Below are 18492 nucleotides of genomic sequence, written 5' to 3' on the forward strand. Positions count from 1 at the left end.
TCGAGCTTTTTGTCCGGCGCGGCTGGCGCGCTCATATGGCGGTGGCGTTGAGCCAGCCGAAGCGAATCGGAAACCCCTCGCCGCCGAGCAGGGTCGTGGTCTCGTACAGTGGCAGGCCGACGACATTGGTGTAGGACCCCACCATCTTCACCACGAAGGAGCCGGCGATGCCCTGTACGGCGTAGCCGCCGGCTTTGCCGCGCCATTCGCCGGAACCGATATAGGCCTGGATGTCGTCCTCCGACAGGCGCTTGAAACGGACGCGGGTCTCGACCAGCCGCTGGCGGAAGGCCTCGCGCGGCGTCACCAGACAGATCGCGGTGTAGACCCGGTGGTTGCGGCCCGACAACAGCCGCAGGCACTGCGCGGCCTCGTCCACGAGGTTGGCCTTGGGCAGAATGCGGCGGCCGACCGCCACAACCGTATCGGCGGCGAGGATGAAGGCCCCCCGCAGCTCGTCGTCGAGCTGCACCGATTTCAGCGCCGCGTCGGCCTTGGCGCGGGCGAGGCGATTGGCGCAGGCGCGCGGCAGCTCGCCCCGCTTCGGCGTCTCGTCGACGTCGGCTGGCCGGAGCGCGTCCGGCTCGATGCCGGCCTGGTTGAGCAGCGACAGGCGTCGCGGCGAACCGGAGGCAAGTACGAATTTGGGGCGGCCGAGCATCAGGTGATTTGGGGGATGAAGCAGGGGGTGAATTGCGCGCGGAACCTATCGGAAGGGGGCTGATTTCACAACCCGGGAACCCGAGGTTTGGTGATTCGAGGTTTCGGACATGCCTGTGCCCTCAGTCTGTGACGCCGGTGTTACGGCTACCCGCTCGCCGCGCCCGCGTTCGCAAAACGCTTGCGGATGCGCATCAGCAGCTGGTCGCAGACGTCGCGGTAGGCGGCAAGCTTCTGGTCGCGGCTGCCTTCGATGATGGTGGGATCCTGCGTCGGCCAGTATTCGACGTCGGCAGCGAGCGTGCGGGTCAGCTCCAGCGCCTTGTGGTGCGCCTCCGGCGAGAGCGTGATGATGAGATCGAAATTCAGCCCCTCCCAATCCTCCAGTTCCTCGAAGGTCTGCGGCTTGTGGGCGGAGATGTCTTGTCCCAGTTCGTCCATCACCGCGACCGCGAATGGATCGAGCTCGCCGCGCCGCGCGCCGGCCGACTTCACGTAGAGGCCCTGCGGAAACATGTGCCGCAACAGGCTCTCGGCCATCGGCGAGCGCACGCTGTTCATGGCGCAGGCGAACAGCACCGATTGCGGATTGCTTGCGCGTGGCGAACCCGCCATCGCGGCTAGGCCCTTTTGGTAGAGGGCATGGCCTTGTCGGAAAACCGCTGCACACTTTTCCGGGCCATGCCCTAACCCTTCCAGTGCAGGACGGTAATGAGCGTGAACAGCCGTCGCGAGGTCTCGAAATCGACCCGCACCTTGCCCTTCAGCCGCTCCTGCAGCGTGCGCGAGCCCTCGTCATGGATGCCGCGGCGGCCCATGTCGATGGCCTCGATCTTGTCCGGCGTCGCGGTGCGGATCGCCTGGTAGTAGCTGTCGCAGATCATGAAATAGTCCTTCACGATCCGTCGGAACGGCGTCAGCGAGAGCAGATGCGCGACCACGGGCGTGCCATCCTCGCGGCGGATGTCGAACATCAGGCGGTTGCCGGTGATGCCGATATGCAGCGTGAACGGACCTTTCCCGTCCGCGCCTTCCGGCGCGAACACGTTCTGCTCGATCAGATCGTAGATCGCGATCGCGCGCTCATGCTCGATGTCGGGCCCGGAACGGCCGATCGATTCCTCGTCGAGGGTGACCGCAACGATGCGATTGGTCGAGTCGTCCTGTTCGGGCGGCTGGGTCATGACAGGTTGAGGCGCAATCCAATCGAGCGCGAATGGGCATCCAGCCCCTCCGCTTGTCCGAGCGTCATCGCGGCCGGGCCCAGCGCACGCAGCTGGTCCGGACCGCATTTCAGGATGGAGGTGCGCTTGATGAAGTCGTGCACCGACAGACCTGAGGAGAACCGCGCCGAACGCGCCGTCGGCAGCACGTGGTTGGAGCCGCCGACATAATCGCCGATCGCTTCGGGCGTATGCGCACCGAGGAACACCGCACCGGCGTTGCGGATCTTTGCGGCGAGCGCATCGGGATCGGTCGTCATGATCTCGAGATGCTCGGCGGCGATCGCATCCGCCAGCGGGATCGCCTCGCTCATGTTCTTCACCATGATGATCGCGCCGAAATCGGCCCAGGAGGCGCTGGCGATCGCGGCGCGCGGCAGCGTCTTCAACTGCGCCGCGACAGCCTTTTCGACATCGGCGGCAAGACGCGCGGAATCGGTGATCAGGATCGATTGCGCGCTGGCATCGTGCTCGGCCTGCGCCAGGAGGTCCGCGGCGATCCAGTCGGCATTGCCGGTGTCGTCGGCGATCACCAGCACCTCGGACGGACCGGCGATCATGTCGATGCCGACCTTGCCGAACACCAGTCGTTTTGCAGCGGCGACATAGGCATTGCCGGGACCGACGATCTTGGCGACCGGTGCGATCGTCGCGGTGCCGTGCGCGAGCGCGGCCACGGCCTGCGCGCCGCCGACGCGGTAGATCTCGCTGACGCCGCCGAGCCTGGCAGCGGCCAGCACAAGCGGGTTGAGCTTGCCGTCCGGCGACGGCACCACCATCACCAGGCGCGAGACGCCGGCGACCTTGGCAGGCACCGCGTTCATCAGCACGGAGGACGGATAGGCCGCGGTGCCGCCGGGCACGTAGAGGCCGGCGGATTCGATTGCGGTGTAGCGCCAGCCGAGCTCGACGCCGAGCGGATCGGTGAAACGCTCGTCCTTCGGAAGCTGGCGGCGATGATAGGTCTCGATGCGGTCGCGCGCGAGCTTCAGCGCGTCCAGGGTCGCGACGTCGCAAGCCTTCACTGCGGCCTCGATCTCGGCAGCAGTTACGCGAAGGCCGGATGCATCCAGCGATAGCCGGTCGAACTTTGCCGTGGCCTCGAGCAGGGCGGCGTCCCCGCGCCTTGCCACGTCATCGACGATCGCCCGCACGGCGGCCTCGACGTCGGCCGAGACCTCGCGCTTGGCGGCGAGGAAGGCCGCGAATCGCTGGTCAAAATCGGCGCTGCTGCGGTCGAGACGAACGGGCATCTTGGCTTGGCTTCTGCTGGTTTTGGGGGCGCGGCTTGGCTCACCGGGCCCCCTGCTCAATGGCGCGGCGGGGAAGCTGCGTCAACCCTTGGCGGTCAACCCTTGGCGGTCAACCTCTGACAGCCCCCTTGGAAGGCAGCGTTCCGGCAACCGCTAGCCGGTCCGATTGGTATACTGGTCATCTCACCCTTCCCCCTCGATCCCCACTCCCGCCCCCAGCTCGTCCGCCCCGAGGTCTGTCAGCTCGCATTCCAGGCATTCGACGTCGAGGCGGATGGCGCCGCCCTGGGCGAACAACAGCAGAGCGCTCCCGCCGGGCTCTTCGTCGCGGCCGTCCTGGGGGTGAAACTCGATGCCGACGAGGTCCAGAACCTCGTTCGAAGCGCCGAGGTCGATGTTGCGCGACTTGCAGGCGAGCACGCGGTCGAAGCGGAGCGCGGCGACCAGCCGGCGCGGCTCGGCCTCGCCGTCCAGCGTCTGCTCCCAGTCCAGCCGGCTCATGCCGACCACCAAACGCTTCTCGCTCTGCCGCCAGACGATATCGGCGGGCTGGACGCGGGCGTCCTGCACATGGGTCGAGATCACGGCGAGATCATCGGCATCGAGCGCGATCAGCTTGAGCTGGGGAGACATCAACGACACTTCTCCTCTGGGGCGGATACGGCTCAACGCGCGCCGACGCCGATATTTCCGCGAAACTAACGGGCCGGCGGATCAGAGGCTATTAATATCCTCCATCTCCAGCACCTCCGGGGATAACCGGCCCGGGCGACATGGATCATGGCGCGGCCCATCTGCTCGGTCGAGGTGACGAGACGCGGCGAAATCCGGCGCAGCACCGGCCAGAGCGGCCAGGTTGCGGTATAGACCGCCTGCACCCAGGCTGTCTTGGAGCGGATGCCGTGCAGAGGCTGGATCGCGCCGGGCCGGAACATATAGGCCGCCTTGAACGGCAGCTTGAGCAGATCGTTCTCGGTCTTGCCCTTGACCCGTGCCCACATCCGCGAGCCCTGCTCGGTGGAATCGGTGCCGGCACCGGTGACATAAGTGAAGGTCATCTGCGGATTGAGCCGCGCCAGCGTGGTCGCAGCGGCGAGCGTCAGGTCATAGGTGAGATGGCGATAGCGCTCTTCGGTCATGCCGATCGAAGAGACGCCGAGACAGAAGAAACAGGCATCGAAGCCTGTCAGCCGCGACTCGATCGCCGAATAGTCCCAGAAATCGCCGTGCGTGATCTCGGTGAGCTTGGCGTTGCGCACGCCGGTCGGGCTGCGGCCCACCGCAACCACGCGCGCGATGCCGGGATCTATCGGGCACTCGCGCAGCACACCCTGCCCGACCATGCCGGTCGCGCCGAAGATGATGACTTGCATCGGGACGCCCCCAACGGTCTCGCGGCTCATGCGGCGGTCGCGATCTCGTCGAAGGATACACCGGTCAAGGTTGCCGAGACATCCCACAGCATGGCGGCGGCGGCAAAATCCTTCGCCTGCGACATGATCCTCGCCGCCGTGGGTGCCCCCTTCAATTCGTAGAACCAGTTCGGACCGTAATAACCGCCGGGCTCTGCAGCCGGCGAGGTCGCCGCGAACAGGGTGGGCAGCGCGCCTTCGGCGGCAGACTGGCTGATGAAGGGTTGCAGCCACCGGCTCACGCGCGACTGGAACGTGTTGACGCCCGGCCCGTTCGAAATGAGATCGGTCCGCGCATAGCCGGGATGGGCGGCAAGGCTGGTCAGGCCCCAGCCGGCGGCGAGGCTGCGGCGCTGCAATTCAAGTGCGAACATCAGCATCGCCAGTTTCGACTGGCAATACGCCCGCCACGGTCGATAGGAATGCTTGCTCTGCAGATCGTCGAAATTGATGGCGCCGGAGCGGTGCGCGAGACTGGAGAGATTGACGACGCGCGCACCCTTTGCACGGCGAAGCTGCGGCAGCAGGTGCGCCGTCAGCACATAATGGCCAAGATAATTGGTGCCGAGCTGCATCTCGAAACCGTCCTCGGTCTGCTGCCGTTTAGGCAGCGCCATCACGCCGGCATTGTTGACGAGGAGGTCGAGTTGCTCGTTGCTGGCGGCAAAGCGCCTGGCGAAACCGGCGACGGAGGCGAGGCTTGCGAGGTCGAGATGCTCATAGGCAATCAGGGCGTTGGGAAACCGCTCGCAAATGCCCTCGATGGCCCGCAGGCCCTTTGCGTCGCTGCGCCCTGTGAGTATGACAATGGCACCGGCGCCGGCCAGCGCCATCGCCGTCTCGTAGCCGAGGCCGCCCGTCGCTCCGGTCACGACGGCGGTCTTGCCGCTGAGAGAGGGGATGTCTGCCGTCGTCCAGTCGGTCATGCCATAACTCCGTTCGGCCTGGAAAATGCCCGCGACCGGTCTAAATGTGCACTGAGTGCAATTTTGCAAGAGGTGAAACAATTTGAAGGTTTCGAAGCCCGCCGCGAAATCGGTCAGGAAGAGCGCCAAGCCCTTGCCGGCAGGCGCAAAATCGCCTGACGCCCCCGGCCTGCGCCAGCGCAAGCTGCAGGAGACCCGCGAGCGGCTGACCCGGGGGGCGATGGCGCTGTTCCTGGAGCGCGGCTTCGAGGCCACGACCATCGACGACATCGCGGCCTCCGCGGACGTGTCGCGACGCAGCTTCTTCCACTATTTCGCCTCCAAGGAAGACGTGGTCGCCGCCTGGCAGGAGGGCGCGGCAAGCGCATTGGTCGCCGAGATCGTCGCGCGGCCCGCGGGCGAATCCATGCTGACGGCAGCCGAGAATGCGATTGCGGCAGCGCTCAAGCGGATCGACCCGGCGGAGGCTGCGGCGATGTCGCGGCTCAAGCGCGACAATCCCGCGCTTCAGGCCCGCGACCAGCTGAAATACGAGAAGCTCGAGCGGGTACTCGCCGAAGGGCTCGCGCAGCGCGCCAGGACGAAAGCGGACAGGTTGAAGGCACGGCTCGTCGCAATGATCGCCACCGGCGCGATGCGCGTCGGCGGCGAGAGCTGGATCGGCGAAGGTGCGCGCGAGAAGCCGGACGTTTTCGTCAAGCGCACCTTCGATGCGATCAGGGCGATCTTGACGTGAGGTGCCTCAACCTCATGCCTTGAAGAACGCCAGCAGGTCCGCGTTGATGGTCTCGGCGTGCGTGGTCGGCATTCCGTGCGGAAAACCCTTGTAGGTCTTCAGCGTGCCGTTCTTGAGCAGCTTGGCCGACAGCGGCGCGGAGTCGGCGTAAGGCACGATCTGGTCGTCGTCGCCGTGCATCACCAGCACCGGAACGGTAATCTTCTTGAGGTCCTCGGTGAAGTCGGTCTGCGAGAACGCGACGACGCCGTCATAGTGCGCCTTGGCGCCGCCCATCATGCCCTGGCGCCACCAGTTCTGGATCACCGCTTCCGACGGCTTTGCGCCGGGACGGTTGTAGCCATAGAACGGGCCGGAGGCGAGGTCGCGGTAGAATCCGGTGCGGCTGGCGGCAAGCTGGGCCTGCAGACCGTCGAACACGCTCTTCGGCAGGCCGCCCGGATTGGCCGCCGTCTGCACCATCAACGGCGGCACCGCCGAGAGAATCGCGGCCTTCGCCACCCGGCTCTCGCCGTGGCGCGCAATGTAGTGCACGACCTCGCCGCCGCCGGTGGAATGGCCGACGTGAATCGCGTTCTTCAGGTCGAGATGCGCCGTCACGGCCGCGAGATCGTCGGCGTAGTGGTCCATGTCGTGACCATCGGAGACCTGCGACGAGCGGCCGTGGCCACGGCGGTCATGGGCGATGACGCGGTAGCCGTGGTTGGCGAAGAAGATCATCTGCGTGTCCCAGTCGTCGGCCGACAGCGGCCAGCCATGGCTGAACACGATCGGCTGGCCTGCCCCCCAATCCTTGAAAAAGATCTCGACGCCGTCCTTGGTGGTGATGGTGGGCATGAATGGCTCCTTCAGTGAAAATCGTGCCGGGGCCCGCGAAGAGCGAGCCGGCAACATTGAGATGGGTGTGCGATGTCCGGAGTGCGATGCCTCGCACCGCGGGGGGACAATGACAATCGGGCGATCAGGCAAACGCCATCGGCTTGAAGCGGCGCCAGGCGCCGATGGTCAGCACCACGAAGAACACCAGCACGATGCCCTGCACCGCGGCGAACACGGGACCTCCCGGCGGATTCGGCGGCACGGCGGGGGCGAGCGCGGCGAGGGCCGGCACCTTCAGGAACGACTGGATCACCAGCACGAAGACGTTGAAGTAGAGCGAGATCATCGCGGTTACGATGTAGACCGGACGCCAGACGCCTCCAAGCTTCATGCCGTAGAGCGCGAAGCAGGCGATCGCGAGCAGCACCAGCGAGATGATGCCGATGATGTGCGACGGCAGCAGCTCCTTGAACGGAAACAGGAAGCCGGTGGCGCTGGTGAGGATCGTGAACAGCAGAAAGATCGCGGTGAGGCCGGGCATCGGCTTCGAGCCGAGCAGGCCGAACATCACGACGAGGCCGGCGGCGATGGCGATCAGGCTGATGATGACATGGACCATCGTGAAGGCGGGCAGGCTCAGTCCAAGCATCACGGCGTTTCTCCTAGTCTCAGCGTTGAGATCGCAGGATTAGTATTACGGTCCTCATTGAATGGCTACATGCGCAATGTCACAGGCTCGTGCTCAGCCATGCGTCGTCGTGCGAATCGACAAACACATGGCTGAATTTTTTGCAGCGCTGTCACAATCAACGGCAAGATTCGACAAAAGTCGCATCGATCGTGCAACGTCGGCCCGCGAGCGGCGGACCGACGCGACGGAATTCTCAGACTTCCTTGGTGTCGAAGATCAGCAGGTCGGCGCCGCCGCTGGCGAACTTCGGCACGTCGCCCGCCGCGGCCTTGCCCGCTTCGCTGCCGAAAGCCGCCTGGATGTCGGCCACGCTGTTGAAGGTGAGGATTGCGACGAGGTGGATGCCGGACGGCCCGGCAGGGGAACCGACCGGCCCGGTGCTGACGGCGTATTTCTTCAGGCCCGGCAATTTCTTGGCGAGCGGAATGTGGGTCTCGGCATAATGCTTGTCGAAGGCGGCAGCATCCTTGGGCGTCTTGTAGAGCACGACGAGTTCGGCCATTGAGTCCTCCCTTTGAGTTTGTTGCCGTTAAACCCTCATGGTGAGGAGGCGCGCGAGCGCCGTCTCGAACCGTGCGGGCCCGGCTGTTGCATTCGGGCCTTCATCCTTCGAGACGCGTGCCATGCGCGCTCCTCAGGATGAGGAGATAGTCTGTGGGACACGTCAGGATGGCAAGCCAAAATCCGCTTGCCATCTACTTGTCTTGTTCTTGACTATAGCGCCGGTTTTGCGGCGTCGCCGAGATAGCCGTGCAGGGAGGCCACGACCTGTGCGCCTTCGCCGATGGCGCCGCCGACGCGCTTGACGGAACCGGAGCGGACGTCGCCGACGGCGTAGACGCCGGGCACGGAAGTTTCGAGCGGCGCGACGAGCCGGCCCTGGTTCTGCTCGGACTGCGCGCCTGTCACGACGAAGCCGCCGCGATCGAGCGTAACGCCGCAGCCGTCGAGCCAGGAGGTGGCGGGATCGGCGCCGACGAACAGGAAGAGATTGCTGATGTCGGCAAAATCCTCGTCATCGGACAGCCGGCTCTTCCAGCGGATGCGCCGCAGCAGCGAGGCCTCGTCGCCCTCGAGCGACGTTATCTCGGTGTTGAACAGCAGCTCGATGTTCGGCGTCGCCTCGATGCGCTCGATAAGATAGCGCGACATGCTGGCGCCGAGACCGCCGCCGCGGATGATCATCAGCACCTTCTTGGCGTGACCCGACAGGAACACGGCCGCCTGCCCCGCCGAATTGCCGGCCCCCACCAAAGCCACTTCTTCGCCGGAGCACAGCTTCGCCTCGACCGGCGAGGCCCAGTACCAGACGCCGCGGCCCTCGAACTTGTCGAGGTTCTCCATCTGCGGCCTGCGATAGCGTGCGCCGCTCGCGACCACCACCGACCGCGAGCGCAAGGGATCGCTGCCGTCGAGCGCCACCGAAAACGCGCCGTCCTTGCGCGTGCAGTCGAGCGACTTCACCGTGACCGGGATCATGATCTCGGCGCCGAATTTCTGCGCCTGGTTGAAGGCGCGCGCGGTCAGGGCCAGGCCGGAGATGCCGGTCGGAAAGCCCAGATAATTTTCGATGCGCGCGCTGGCCCCGGCCTGGCCGCCGAAGGCGCGGGCGTCGAGCACGGCGACAGAAAGGCCTTCGGAAGCCGCATACACCGCGGTGGCGAGCCCGGCAGGCCCGGAGCCGACGATCGCGACGTCGTAGATGCGATCGTTGCGCGGGCCGCCGATCATGCCGATCGCGCGCGCGATTTCGGTTTCGCCGGGATTGCGCAGCACCGAACCGTCGGGCGTGACGACCAGCGGCCAGTCTTCCGGCTTGGGCGAGTAACGTGCGATGACGTCGGCGGCGTCGCGGTCACGCTCGGGATCGAGCAGATGATGCGGCTGGCCGTTGCGGGTGAGGAACCCCTGCAGCCGCACAACGCCGGCCGAATGCGAGGGACCGATCAGCACCACGCCGCCCACGCCGGCCTGGAGCAGATTGACCCGGCGCAGGATCAGCGCGCGCATGATGCGCTCGCCGAGCTCGGCCTCCGCGACCAGCAGCGCGCGCAGCCGGTCCGGCGGCAGCAGCAGCGTCTCGACCTCGCCTTCGGCGCGGCCATCGACCAGCGCCGGCCGGCCGGAGAGCTGACTGAGCTCGGCCAGAAATTGCCCCGGCCCCTGATCGATCAGCGGGGTGACATGGCCGAGCCCGTCGCGCTGGGTGATGGCGACATGGCCCTTCAGCACGACGAACATCCCCGGCCCGGGCTTGCCGGTCTCGAACAGCCACTCACCGTCCGCGTAGCTGCGGACCTCGCCAAAGTGGCGCATGCGCTCGATCTCGGCCGATGTCAGCGTCGGAAAGGTCTGTTCGGGGCGGGTGAACCGCGCCATCTGCGCGTCACTGTCAGCTCGTTGCGAATAGTCCTGCCCGCTTGCCACGTCCATGCACTCCAAAAATTCCAGCTGCCGGTTTCAAGCGCCGGTTTTGCCGGCGGCCCCCTCATTTAGGGAATCATCGTCGTTCTGCGAGGGGCCGTCGGTTGCGGCGCGCTCGCGTGCCTGCAGCTTCCGCCGCTTCAGGTTTTCGCGCAGCGCCGATTTCAGGCGATCGTCCCGGGACGCCCTCGCCTGTCTCGATTCCGGTCTCGCGCTCTTGTCGTTCTCGTCAGCCATCACGGGTCCATACAGCGATCCGCGATAACTTGCCCAGGGAATGCGGCAGCTCAAGAGGCTCACGCCCATCCGATCGTGCGAAACTCAAAATGGGCCAGCTCCGGGACATCAGCCAACTGGCCAGATGGCGGGGACATCGGAACCGAAATCAGCGGCAAAGTCAGCGGAAAGTCGGTCGTTTCGCGCCAAAACAGGCGTTTTGCACCTGATATCGCCCCGATTTTCTCATTTTGGCGGGGCCAGCAAGCTTGCACAGGAGGGGGGCTTGTGGCAGATATCGGCCCGCTTGGTAGGCCCCCTGTGGCGGCCGATTCTCATCCCAGCACATGCTGCCGTAGCTCAGTGGTAGAGCACTCCATTGGTAATGGAGAGGTCGACAGTTCAATCCTGTCTGGCAGCACCAGTTTCCTCAGAAAATCGCCTTGTTCTGTTGTCCGATTGCTCCCTTGGAGGGGCAGGACGTGTTGTCCGCCCCTCACCTGTTCTCCTAGAAGCCGAAGCCGATGCCGCCGGCCGCCAGATGGTGGGATGTGCCGCCGAAGCTGGCCGTCCACGGACTGGTCGGAGCGTGAGTGGGATCCACGGTGGAGCCGAAAACCTGATTCACGTCGCCGACATACAGATAGCGGTACTCGCCGAACAGATAAGCGCCGCTATTGCCGAGCGCGAAGCGCGCACCGGCCTTGGCCTGTGCCGCAAAGGTCCAGGCTGAGGAGTCCGGCCTCGCGTTGAAGTGGTTGATGCCGGGCTCGGCCGGGTCGGTCTGGGTGGATGTGGCGCCGTTGATGGACACGTTGGCGGCCCCGATCCCGCCGCCGATATAGGGCGTGATGCCTGGATAGGACGTGTTGAAGCCGACAACCATGTTCGCCAGAAGCACCGTGGTGCGCATCGGGAAAGTATTGTCGAAGGTGTGCTCGGGAAGGCGGTCCGTGGGGTTCACCAGTGTCGCACGCGGCTGGTTGCCCGCCAGATAGAAACCTTCGATCTCCAAAGCGGGCCGCACATACGCGCCATACGACCACTCATAACCGAGATGCGCGCCACCGAACCCGACGCCGCCGCTGCTGGTCCGCCCCGTGGCATTGATGGCCATGGGACCTCCGGCGGCCTCAATGAAAAAGGCGGTGCCAAGTTGGCTGACGTCGGTGTTGCCGCGACTGCCGCCGCCGCCGAAAACGCCGACATAGGCGCCGCCGACGCGCATCGGCGAGGCCGCGGGCCCCTTGGTGACCATCGCATAGGCCTGCGCCGGCGGGGTTGCTGCCACCGTCTCCCTCACGGCGTCGCGCGCGGCCGGCCTGGCTGCCGGTGCAGCCGCCTCTCTCGGCGCGGCCGTGCGCCGCTCCTGTTTGGCCTGCTTCAATTCTGCGCGCAGCTCGGAAATGGTCTGCTGCTGCGCCTTCAGCATGCGAAACAGTTCGGCGTTGGACGGAACGTCTTCGGCATGGGCGGCGCTCGCCGTCATCAAGCCCGCGGCCACGATGAAACATTTACGCGCTGTCATTTGATACCCCGCCCGGTTGCAAATCATCGATGGCACTATGGAACCTGGGCGGGACAGCGCAAAGATGGCGCGACCGCAGGTGCGACCGTTTGAGGCACGTCGGCCGGAGATTTCGAACGCGTGTGGACTTTGAGCGACACGCGTCCGCGGCTCCATCAATCCTGCTGGACAGCGCCATTCTCAATTCACGCATGAAGCCGCGTTCTCGCGGCATGAAATGCCCGAGTTTTGCGCTCCTCTTTCACCCTCTCTTGTGAAGAGGGCGCAGGGAAGGCCGGGTGCCGGCTGGCACCCGTGATCCGCTGCGCGAAGAATTTGCACACGCAAATGCGCAGGCGGAAAAACAGGTGGGCCGGAAAACACCCGGCCTTCCCTGCGCGATGGTCGGACGGCTTATGCCGGGCTCTCCCGGGAGCCGAACTTTCCCTCTGGCCTCCCTCGCCCCGCGAATTGACGATGCCGTCCGCCCGGTTGGGCTCGCGCACATCTCCGCCAAGGGCTTGACCGTAGCAACGACGGCCAGGACGACCCGGTTTTGCCGTACGCTTCAGCGTCGCTCGTCCGCACGCGGCTGCGGGCTCACAGGGACTACCCGCCCTGCCCTTAGCCTCTCGCGCACGACGCTGCCGCGTCCACCGCACCCCAACCCACGTTCGTTGCGACGTACGATCGCCCCTCTCATCGGGCCGGGATGGGCAGATAGTGCCGCAATTCCGAATTTCGGTAAAGTGGAATATTTTCGTGGAGAGGGATTGACGGGATTTTGCACAATGCAGGGGTGTTTTGCCCGACGGGTCAGATTAGCGCACATCTTAGACCCAAGACCGTATGTTGCCCTGCCTCTGGAAAGGGACACAACGGACATCGAGCAGACTTCCGCTAGGGGCCAGATCCAGAAGTCGCTGCCGTCAAATTATAGTTTCGATGACAGTATTCAGGCTCTGCTGTAACATCGATTGATACCACCGTGTTCAGGAGTCTTGATGGTTATCGGGCCGCTTACCTCGCCGAAAGATGCTGACCGCATCGTCGACATTCTCGTATCACACAACAATCTGCACACGCCGGCCACTGCGCGCGAACCATTTCATCTCGTCGTTCGCGACGATAGCGACGTCGTGGTCGGAGGGGCTCTCGGCTGGACCGCGCATTGTTGGTGCTATGTGGACATACTAGCCTTAGTGCCGGAAGCCCGCGGCAACGGCGAAGGCACGCGCCTTCTGACCGCTGTCGAGAATCTCGCCCGCAGCCGCGATTGCATCGGTGTCTATCTCTTCTCTTACTCCTTTCAGGCGCCGGGCTTTTACGAGCGTCACGGCTTTACCGCCTTTGGTCAAATTGCTGATCTCCCGCCCGGCCACGTGACGGTATGGCTGTCAAAGCGACTCGACGGAGATGCTCAGTGACAGCGATGGCGACTGAGGTTCGAGCACGACAGAAATGCCTCAATTGGCTCACTTGCGGACATCGCGCGAGCGAGGGCTACGGTCGGATTGGGCGAGGAGTTACAGCCCACTCATCCGCAGGAGCCTCGTCTTTGCCCACCTGATGCCCGGCGAATCGATCGTCTGCCCGGCGCAAGCGTCGGCAAAGCTCGCGGTTGATATTCTGCAGGACGATCACGTAGGCGTGGATATCGGCCTTGTAGTAGGCGTAGAGCTTTTGGGCGGTCAGCTCATACAGCACCGTCGGGCTCTCCGCGACCACCGTGGCGGAGCGGTTCTGCATTTCAATCAGCGTCATCTCGCCGAAGAAGTCGCCGGGCTCCAGAACGGAAATCGGGACGCTTCCTGCATCCGCCCGCTTGCTCACCGCCAGCCGGCCGGACTTGACGATGAACATCGAGCGGCCCGGCTCGTCTTCCGCCACAACGGTCGCGCCGGCCTCAAAGCGGCACTCGACCAGCATCGACATCAGCAGGTCGAGACTCGGGTCCGACAGACCGCCGAAGAACGGCGTCGTGAGCAGGAACGCCTTCATATCAGCGGCACTGACAACCATCGCGCGAGGATACGCTCCATTGCCATCTGCGGCAAGCAGAGCGGATATCGCACTGACAACGCCCGAGCTCGAACAAGGCGCCAGCAAGCGTCTCGTAGGATGGGGTGAGCGCAAGCGAAACGCATCAATTCCATGAGAGCGATGGGTTTCGCTGTTCGCTCGACCCATCCTGCGCTCGCTGCTCATGTGGTCAGAGGTCAGCCTCTTCCTTGGCCAGCGTCAGCAATCGAAGCGTCAGGAACGTGAACACCGCGACCGTCACCGCGACATCGTAGGCACCGAGCCCGACGGAGACGCCGATGGCGCCGGTGGCCCACAGGCTTGCGGCCGTCGCGGTGCCCTGCACCGAATTGCCCTGCTTGAGGATCGCACCGCCGCCGATGAAGCCGATGCCGGTGATGAGGCCCTCGATCACCTTGGCCATGCCGTCAGGCGAATGCACCAGCAGACTTTCGCTGGCCTGCACGAAGCCGCAGCTTGCCATTGCAACCAGCGGAAAGGTGCGCAAACCCGCGCTCCGCGCCCGCTTCTCGCGGTCCCAACCGATCGGAATAGCGAGCGCGAACGCGGCCGCCAGCGCGACGACATGTACGCCGATGTTGAATCTATCCAAAGCAAATCCCCGCAACCAAAGCAGCCATCAAAATCAAGCCGGCCTGCAACGCGGCCGGGCGGCGGATGGTTTCAGGACGGGCTGATTTGCCGCATGGGGCAGTAAAGGGAAGAGCCGCCTACTCCGCCAACTCGCGCATCACCTTGATCAGGTCCGACTTGCCCTCGAAGCCGATGCCGGGCAGCTCCGGCATGACGATGTGGCCGGCTTCGACCTTCACGCCATCAGGGAAGCCGCCATAGGGCTGGAACAGATCGGGGTAGCTCTCGTTGCCGCCGAGGCCGAGGCCGGCGGCGATGTTGAGCGACATCTGGTGACCGCCATGCGGGACACAGCGCGAGGGCGACCAGCCGAACTGGTGCAGCACGTCGAGGGTGCGCAGATATTCGACGAGGCCATAGGACAGCGCGCAGTCGAACTGCAGCCAGTCGCGGTCCGGCCGCATGCCGCCGTAGCGCAACAAATTGCGCGCGTCCTGGTGCGAGAACAGGTTCTCGCCGGTCGCCATCGAGCCCGGATAGAATTCGGAGAGCGCGGCCTGGAGCGCGTAGTCGAGGGGATCGCCGACCTCCTCGTACCAGAACAGCGGATACTGCCGGAGCATCTTCGCATAGGCGATGCCGGTCTCGAGGTCGAACCGGCCGTTCGCATCGACGGCGAGCTGCGCCTGCGACCCTATCTCGGACAGCACCGCTTCGATGCGGCGCTGATCGTCGTCGATGGGCGCACCGCCGATCTTCATCTTGACGACGTTGTAGCCGCGATCGAGGTAGCCACGCATCTCGGCGCGCAGCGCCGTGTTGTCCTTGCCCGGATAATAGTAGCCGCCGGCCGCATAGACGAACACGCGCGGATTGGCCTCCAGCCCCTTCTGCTCGGCGAGCAGCCGGAACAGCGGCTTGCCCGCGATCTTGGCCGTGGCGTCCCAGATCGCCATGTCGAGCGTGCCGACCGCAACCGAGCGCTCGCCGTGCCCGCCGGGCTTCTCATTGCTCATCATCGCCGCCCAGAGCTTGTGCGGATCGAGATTGTCGCCGGCCTCGTTGAGGACGCTCTTCGGCTCGGCTTCAAGGATGCGATTGCGGAACCGCTCGCGGATCAGCCCGCCCTGGCCGTAGCGGCCGTTGGAGTTGAAGCCGTAACCGACCACGCGCCGTCCGTCGCGCTCGACGTCGGTGACGACGGCGACGAGGCTCGCCGTCATCTTCGAGAAGTCGATATAGGCGTTCCGGATCGGGGACGCGATCGGCTTGGTGATCTCGCGGACGTCGACGATGCGCATGGGGAGTCTCCGGGCTTCGTGATAAGGCTGCATTGTCTATCGCGGCCGCGCAGGCGCTGTCATTCATCTTCTTTCCAGGAAGGATCCGGGAACATCTTCGATTCGAGGCTCCAATGGGGCCAGATGCACTACCATTTTGAGAGCCGACGCCTACATGTGAAGTCTGCTCTCCAACGCCCTCCATCCGGACCCCTCGCATGATCCCCTTCTCCGTGCTCGACCTCGCTCCGATCCGTCAGGGCAGCACTGCGGCGCAGGCGTTTGCCAATTCGCTCGATCTCGCCCGCCATGCCGAGGCCTGGGGCTACAAACGGTTCTGGCTGGCCGAGCATCACAACATGACGGGGATCGCAAGCGCCGCGACGTCGGTGGTGATCGGACATGTCGCGGGCGGCACCAAGACGATCCGCGTCGGCTCCGGCGGCGTGATGCTGCCGAACCATTCGCCGCTGGTCATCGCCGAGCAGTTCGGCACGCTGGAATCGCTCTATCCCGGGCGGATCGATCTCGGGCTCGGGCGGGCGCCGGGCACAGACCAGTTCACCGCGCGGGCGATGCGGCGCGATCTTGCAACGGCTTCCGAGAATTTTCCACATGATGTGCTGGAATTGCAGGCGCTGCTCGGCGACGTGGAGCCGAACCAGGCGATCCGCGCCGTGCCAGGCATGGGAACGAAGGTGCCGCTCTGGATCCTGGGATCGAGCACGTTTGGCGCGCAGCTTGCCGGCATGCTCGGCCTGCCCTTCGCGTTCGCCTCGCATTTCGCGCCGCAGATGATGATGCCGGCGCTGCGCGAGTACCGGTCGCGCTTCGCGCCGTCGGCACAGCTCGACAAGCCCTATGCGATGGTCGGCGTCAACGTGTTCGCGGCCGACACCGACGACGAGGCACGGCGTATGTTCACCTCGCTGCAGCAGCAGTTCATCAACCTACGCCGCGGCACGCCGGGCCAGTTGCCGCCGCCGGTCGACGACATGGACGCGCTGTGGTCGCCGGCAGAGAAGGCCATGGTCGGCCAGTCGCTGTCCTGCTCCGCGGTCGGCTCGCCGGATGTCATCGAAGAGAAGCTGAAGGCGCTGATCGCGGAGACCGGCGCGGACGAGCTGATGACCACGGGGCAGATCTACGACCACGCCGCGCGGCTGCGCTCGTTCGAGATCGCCGCCGAGGTTCGCGATCGGCTGGCGAAGCAGCCGGCGGCATGATCACTGGCCGAACGCGTTACCCTGGCGGACCTGGCAAGTGGTGTTGGTCACCTCGATGCGGACAAGCTCGATCGGCCGATGCGACGTCAATCCGGGATAGCGGATGGGCGCGCTGCCTTCCTTGCCGTGAACGACGCGAAGCGAGCAGGAGGACGCGTCGTCACTGAACGAGACGACGATACGCCGCGCGCCCGAACCGGCAAACTTCTGGTCGGCGGCAACGCTGCGGCCTTCGAAGCGCCAGTTCAGCACCGACTTTCCCTCGCCGGAGACGGCCGCGTTGACAAGACGGTTGTTGTTGCCCTTCGCGACCCTGTTGAAGCGGCTGAAGAAGCGGCCCTGCTCGCTGATGTAGAGCAGGACCTGGGACGTCTGATGGCCCGGCTTTTCCTCGCCGGTATCCAGGAATTTCTCCGTGCGGCTGTCCGTCCACGACAGGTCGACGGAGATGCCACGCAGCGGTGCCGGAGCAGCCGACACAGATCCCGGGGGCAACACCGGCAGAACGAGCAGTGCAACAATCAGCCGCGTGGTCCATCCCGGCATGGTTGCCGCTCCGCCCCTGACGCATCCGTTGCGAATTTCTAGCCGGGATTGAGCGTATCGCCTAGGACGCGTGTTGGTTCTAATCCGGAAAGCCGAACAGCTTGGCCGGATTGTGCACAAGAATCTTCTCCAGCTCGGCCTGGTCGTACGCGAAGCGGAACATCAGTTCGAGCAGGTCGGCGTCGTTGGGCGGCTGCTTGACGGAGACCGGGTGCGGCCAGTCGCTGGCCCAGACGCAGCGGTCGAGTGCGGCCTCGATATAGCTGCGCGCGATCGGGATCACGTCGTCATAGGGCGGGCCGGCCTGCGAGGTCTTCTCGCCGAGCGACAGCATCACCCAGAAATTGCCCTTCTTGAGCAGCTCCAGCATCTTGCGCAGGTTCGGATCGTCCTTGCCATTCGACGGCACCGGACGCGCCATGTGGTCGATCAGCACAGGCACGTCGAGATTCTCGTATTTGGCGACGCTGGAGATGATGCCGTGCTTTTCCGGCTGGATCTTGACGTACCAGCCGAGCTCGCGGATGCGTGCGATGGCGCGGGCGAAATCGGCATCCGACAGCACGGCGCCGAGCTCCTGGCGGAAGCTGAAGCGCGCGCCGCGCACGCCGGCGTCATGGAGTTTTGCCAGATAAGCGTCGTTCGCCTCCGCGAACACCAGCGCGTTGGCGCAGCCGCGATAGTTCGGACCCATCGCGGCGAGGCCGTCGAGCACGACGGAATGGTCCGCGCCATAGGTCGTGGTCTGCACGATGATGCCGCGCTCGATGCCGAGCGTCTTGTGCACGCGCAGCGCCGCCTCCCAGGTCGCGCTCGGCATCCGGTAGGCCGCGCCGGGACGCTCCGGATATTTGTCGATGGGCCCGAGCACGTGAAACTGGCTGTCGACGGTCTTTGGCGGCGGCGCCTTGACTGGGCGGCGCGGATTTGGGTCGAACGGCAGATAGGTCGGCATGC

At 65.0% G+C, this 18492-nt stretch carries 20 protein-coding genes, 1 tRNA gene and 1 pseudogene; 4 read left to right on the forward strand and 18 right to left on the reverse strand.

Annotated features, from left to right (window positions below):
* Window positions 1–31: 31 nt before the first annotated feature.
* The 7 genes and pseudogenes from FNV92_RS32500 to FNV92_RS32530 all read right to left on the reverse strand — a co-directional run bounded on the left by FNV92_RS32500 (window position 32) and on the right by FNV92_RS32530 (window position 5474).
* Window positions 32–661, reverse strand: a complete 630-nt coding sequence (locus tag FNV92_RS32500) for a Maf-like protein (protein ID WP_015688969.1) — start codon at window positions 659–661, stop codon at window positions 32–34.
* Window positions 662–807: 146 nt separating this feature from the next.
* The gene (locus tag FNV92_RS32505; protein ID WP_015688970.1) at window positions 808–1275 is read right to left on the reverse strand and encodes an arsenate-mycothiol transferase ArsC; all 468 of its coding nucleotides are present in this window, start codon (window positions 1273–1275) and stop codon (window positions 808–810) included.
* A gap of 71 nt (window positions 1276–1346) precedes the next feature.
* Window positions 1347–1844 (reverse strand): UPF0262 family protein, encoded by a 498-nt coding sequence (locus FNV92_RS32510; protein WP_015688971.1) that lies wholly within the window; start codon window positions 1842–1844, stop codon window positions 1347–1349.
* Entirely contained in the window at window positions 1841–3136 is a 1296-nt protein-coding gene (gene hisD, locus FNV92_RS32515; RefSeq protein WP_143843033.1) for a histidinol dehydrogenase, read from the reverse strand. Before hisD ends, FNV92_RS32510 begins: the two co-directional genes overlap by 4 nt.
* Before the next feature lie 183 nt (window positions 3137–3319).
* Window positions 3320–3769, reverse strand: coding sequence for a DUF2948 family protein (locus FNV92_RS32520; RefSeq protein ID WP_015688973.1), 450 nt, complete (start codon window positions 3767–3769; stop codon window positions 3320–3322).
* A gap of 81 nt (window positions 3770–3850) precedes the next feature.
* A pseudogene (locus FNV92_RS32525) lies at window positions 3851–4509 on the reverse strand (Rossmann-fold NAD(P)-binding domain-containing protein).
* A 26-nt stretch (window positions 4510–4535) separates the two neighbouring features.
* Window positions 4536–5474: an SDR family oxidoreductase gene (locus FNV92_RS32530; RefSeq protein ID WP_143843031.1), complete on the reverse strand. Its 939-nt coding sequence runs from the start codon at window positions 5472–5474 to the stop codon at window positions 4536–4538.
* 82 nt (window positions 5475–5556) lie between these two features.
* On the opposite strand from FNV92_RS32530, the gene FNV92_RS32535 reads away from it, so the two are divergent.
* Window positions 5557–6210, forward strand: a complete 654-nt coding sequence (locus tag FNV92_RS32535; RefSeq protein ID WP_143843030.1) for a TetR/AcrR family transcriptional regulator — start codon at window positions 5557–5559, stop codon at window positions 6208–6210.
* 12 nt (window positions 6211–6222) lie between these two features.
* Here FNV92_RS32535 and FNV92_RS32540 read toward each other — a convergent pair whose 3' ends face one another.
* From FNV92_RS32540 to FNV92_RS32560, 5 genes are all read right to left on the reverse strand, one after another.
* The gene (locus FNV92_RS32540) at window positions 6223–7047 is read right to left on the reverse strand and encodes an alpha/beta fold hydrolase (protein ID WP_143843029.1); all 825 of its coding nucleotides are present in this window, start codon (window positions 7045–7047) and stop codon (window positions 6223–6225) included.
* A 124-nt stretch (window positions 7048–7171) separates the two neighbouring features.
* Entirely contained in the window at window positions 7172–7681 is a 510-nt protein-coding gene (locus FNV92_RS32545; protein ID WP_041748601.1) for a hypothetical protein, read from the reverse strand.
* A 232-nt stretch (window positions 7682–7913) separates the two neighbouring features.
* Entirely contained in the window at window positions 7914–8222 is a 309-nt protein-coding gene (locus FNV92_RS32550) for an EthD family reductase (RefSeq protein WP_143843028.1), read from the reverse strand.
* A gap of 212 nt (window positions 8223–8434) precedes the next feature.
* Window positions 8435–10153, reverse strand: a complete 1719-nt coding sequence (locus FNV92_RS32555; RefSeq protein WP_143843027.1) for an FAD-dependent oxidoreductase — start codon at window positions 10151–10153, stop codon at window positions 8435–8437.
* 27 nt (window positions 10154–10180) lie between these two features.
* The gene (locus tag FNV92_RS32560; RefSeq protein ID WP_143843026.1) at window positions 10181–10381 is read right to left on the reverse strand and encodes a hypothetical protein; all 201 of its coding nucleotides are present in this window, start codon (window positions 10379–10381) and stop codon (window positions 10181–10183) included.
* A gap of 328 nt (window positions 10382–10709) precedes the next feature.
* Here FNV92_RS32560 and FNV92_RS32565 point away from each other — a divergent pair.
* Window positions 10710–10784: transfer RNA gene (locus FNV92_RS32565), tRNA-Thr, on the forward strand.
* Between the two features lie 84 nt (window positions 10785–10868).
* Here FNV92_RS32565 and FNV92_RS32570 read toward each other — a convergent pair.
* A complete protein-coding gene (locus FNV92_RS32570; RefSeq protein WP_041748602.1) occupies window positions 10869–11888 on the reverse strand; it encodes an outer membrane protein in 1020 nt (339 codons plus the stop codon).
* Window positions 11889–12871: 983 nt separating this feature from the next.
* Between FNV92_RS32570 and FNV92_RS32575 the strand changes: the two genes are divergently transcribed.
* On the forward strand, window positions 12872–13294 hold the full coding sequence (locus FNV92_RS32575) for a GNAT family N-acetyltransferase (RefSeq protein WP_143843025.1): 423 nt from the start codon (window positions 12872–12874) through the stop codon (window positions 13292–13294).
* A 76-nt stretch (window positions 13295–13370) separates the two neighbouring features.
* Here the strand turns inward: FNV92_RS32575 and FNV92_RS32580 are convergent, their stop codons facing one another.
* From FNV92_RS32580 to FNV92_RS32590, 3 genes are all read right to left on the reverse strand, one after another.
* Entirely contained in the window at window positions 13371–13889 is a 519-nt protein-coding gene (locus tag FNV92_RS32580; protein WP_143843024.1) for a Crp/Fnr family transcriptional regulator, read from the reverse strand.
* A 190-nt stretch (window positions 13890–14079) separates the two neighbouring features.
* Complete coding sequence (locus tag FNV92_RS32585; protein WP_015688985.1) at window positions 14080–14502, reverse strand: MgtC/SapB family protein; 423 nt, start codon at window positions 14500–14502, stop codon at window positions 14080–14082.
* 118 nt (window positions 14503–14620) lie between these two features.
* Window positions 14621–15784 (reverse strand): mandelate racemase/muconate lactonizing enzyme family protein, encoded by a 1164-nt coding sequence (locus tag FNV92_RS32590; RefSeq protein ID WP_015688986.1) that lies wholly within the window; start codon window positions 15782–15784, stop codon window positions 14621–14623.
* A gap of 197 nt (window positions 15785–15981) precedes the next feature.
* On the opposite strand from FNV92_RS32590, the gene FNV92_RS32595 reads away from it, so the two are divergent.
* The gene (locus tag FNV92_RS32595; protein WP_143843023.1) at window positions 15982–16989 is read left to right on the forward strand and encodes an LLM class flavin-dependent oxidoreductase; all 1008 of its coding nucleotides are present in this window, start codon (window positions 15982–15984) and stop codon (window positions 16987–16989) included.
* Here the strand turns inward: FNV92_RS32595 and FNV92_RS32600 are convergent, their stop codons facing one another.
* On the reverse strand, window positions 16990–17535 hold the full coding sequence (locus FNV92_RS32600; RefSeq protein ID WP_143843022.1) for a hypothetical protein: 546 nt from the start codon (window positions 17533–17535) through the stop codon (window positions 16990–16992).
* Between the two features lie 79 nt (window positions 17536–17614).
* Window positions 17615–18490, reverse strand: a complete 876-nt coding sequence (locus FNV92_RS32605; protein ID WP_143843021.1) for an amidohydrolase family protein — start codon at window positions 18488–18490, stop codon at window positions 17615–17617.
* Window positions 18491–18492: the final 2 nt, after the last annotated feature.

Origin of the sequence: Bradyrhizobium cosmicum (assembly GCF_007290395.2) — a bacterium.
GTDB lineage: Bacteria > Pseudomonadota > Alphaproteobacteria > Rhizobiales > Xanthobacteraceae > Bradyrhizobium > Bradyrhizobium cosmicum.

Excerpts from the sequence above, each read along its gene's own strand:
- FNV92_RS32555 (WP_143843027.1), bottom strand. The coding sequence starts at position 10,153 with ATGGACGTGGCAAGCGGGCAGGACTATTCGCAACGAGCTGACAGTGAC.
- FNV92_RS32570 (WP_041748602.1), bottom strand. The coding sequence starts at position 11,888 with ATGACAGCGCGTAAATGTTTCATCGTGGCCGCGGGCTTGATGACGGCG.
- FNV92_RS32540 (WP_143843029.1), bottom strand. The coding sequence starts at position 7,047 with ATGCCCACCATCACCACCAAGGACGGCGTCGAGATCTTTTTCAAGGAT.
- FNV92_RS32600 (WP_143843022.1), bottom strand. The coding sequence starts at position 17,535 with ATGCCGGGATGGACCACGCGGCTGATTGTTGCACTGCTCGTTCTGCCG.
- hisD (WP_143843033.1), bottom strand. The coding sequence starts at position 3,136 with ATGCCCGTTCGTCTCGACCGCAGCAGCGCCGATTTTGACCAGCGATTC.
- FNV92_RS32575 (WP_143843025.1), top strand. The coding sequence starts at position 12,872 with ATGGTTATCGGGCCGCTTACCTCGCCGAAAGATGCTGACCGCATCGTC.
- FNV92_RS32560 (WP_143843026.1), bottom strand. The coding sequence starts at position 10,381 with ATGGCTGACGAGAACGACAAGAGCGCGAGACCGGAATCGAGACAGGCG.
- FNV92_RS32530 (WP_143843031.1), bottom strand. The coding sequence starts at position 5,474 with ATGACCGACTGGACGACGGCAGACATCCCCTCTCTCAGCGGCAAGACC.
- FNV92_RS32505 (WP_015688970.1), bottom strand. The coding sequence starts at position 1,275 with ATGGCGGGTTCGCCACGCGCAAGCAATCCGCAATCGGTGCTGTTCGCC.
- FNV92_RS32550 (WP_143843028.1), bottom strand. The coding sequence starts at position 8,222 with ATGGCCGAACTCGTCGTGCTCTACAAGACGCCCAAGGATGCTGCCGCC.
- FNV92_RS32595 (WP_143843023.1), top strand. The coding sequence starts at position 15,982 with ATGATCCCCTTCTCCGTGCTCGACCTCGCTCCGATCCGTCAGGGCAGC.
- FNV92_RS32510 (WP_015688971.1), bottom strand. The coding sequence starts at position 1,844 with ATGACCCAGCCGCCCGAACAGGACGACTCGACCAATCGCATCGTTGCG.
- FNV92_RS32500 (WP_015688969.1), bottom strand. The coding sequence starts at position 661 with ATGCTCGGCCGCCCCAAATTCGTACTTGCCTCCGGTTCGCCGCGACGC.
- FNV92_RS32580 (WP_143843024.1), bottom strand. The coding sequence starts at position 13,889 with ATGGTTGTCAGTGCCGCTGATATGAAGGCGTTCCTGCTCACGACGCCG.
- FNV92_RS32520 (WP_015688973.1), bottom strand. The coding sequence starts at position 3,769 with ATGTCTCCCCAGCTCAAGCTGATCGCGCTCGATGCCGATGATCTCGCC.
- FNV92_RS32605 (WP_143843021.1), bottom strand. The coding sequence starts at position 18,490 with ATGCCGACCTATCTGCCGTTCGACCCAAATCCGCGCCGCCCAGTCAAG.
- FNV92_RS32590 (WP_015688986.1), bottom strand. The coding sequence starts at position 15,784 with ATGCGCATCGTCGACGTCCGCGAGATCACCAAGCCGATCGCGTCCCCG.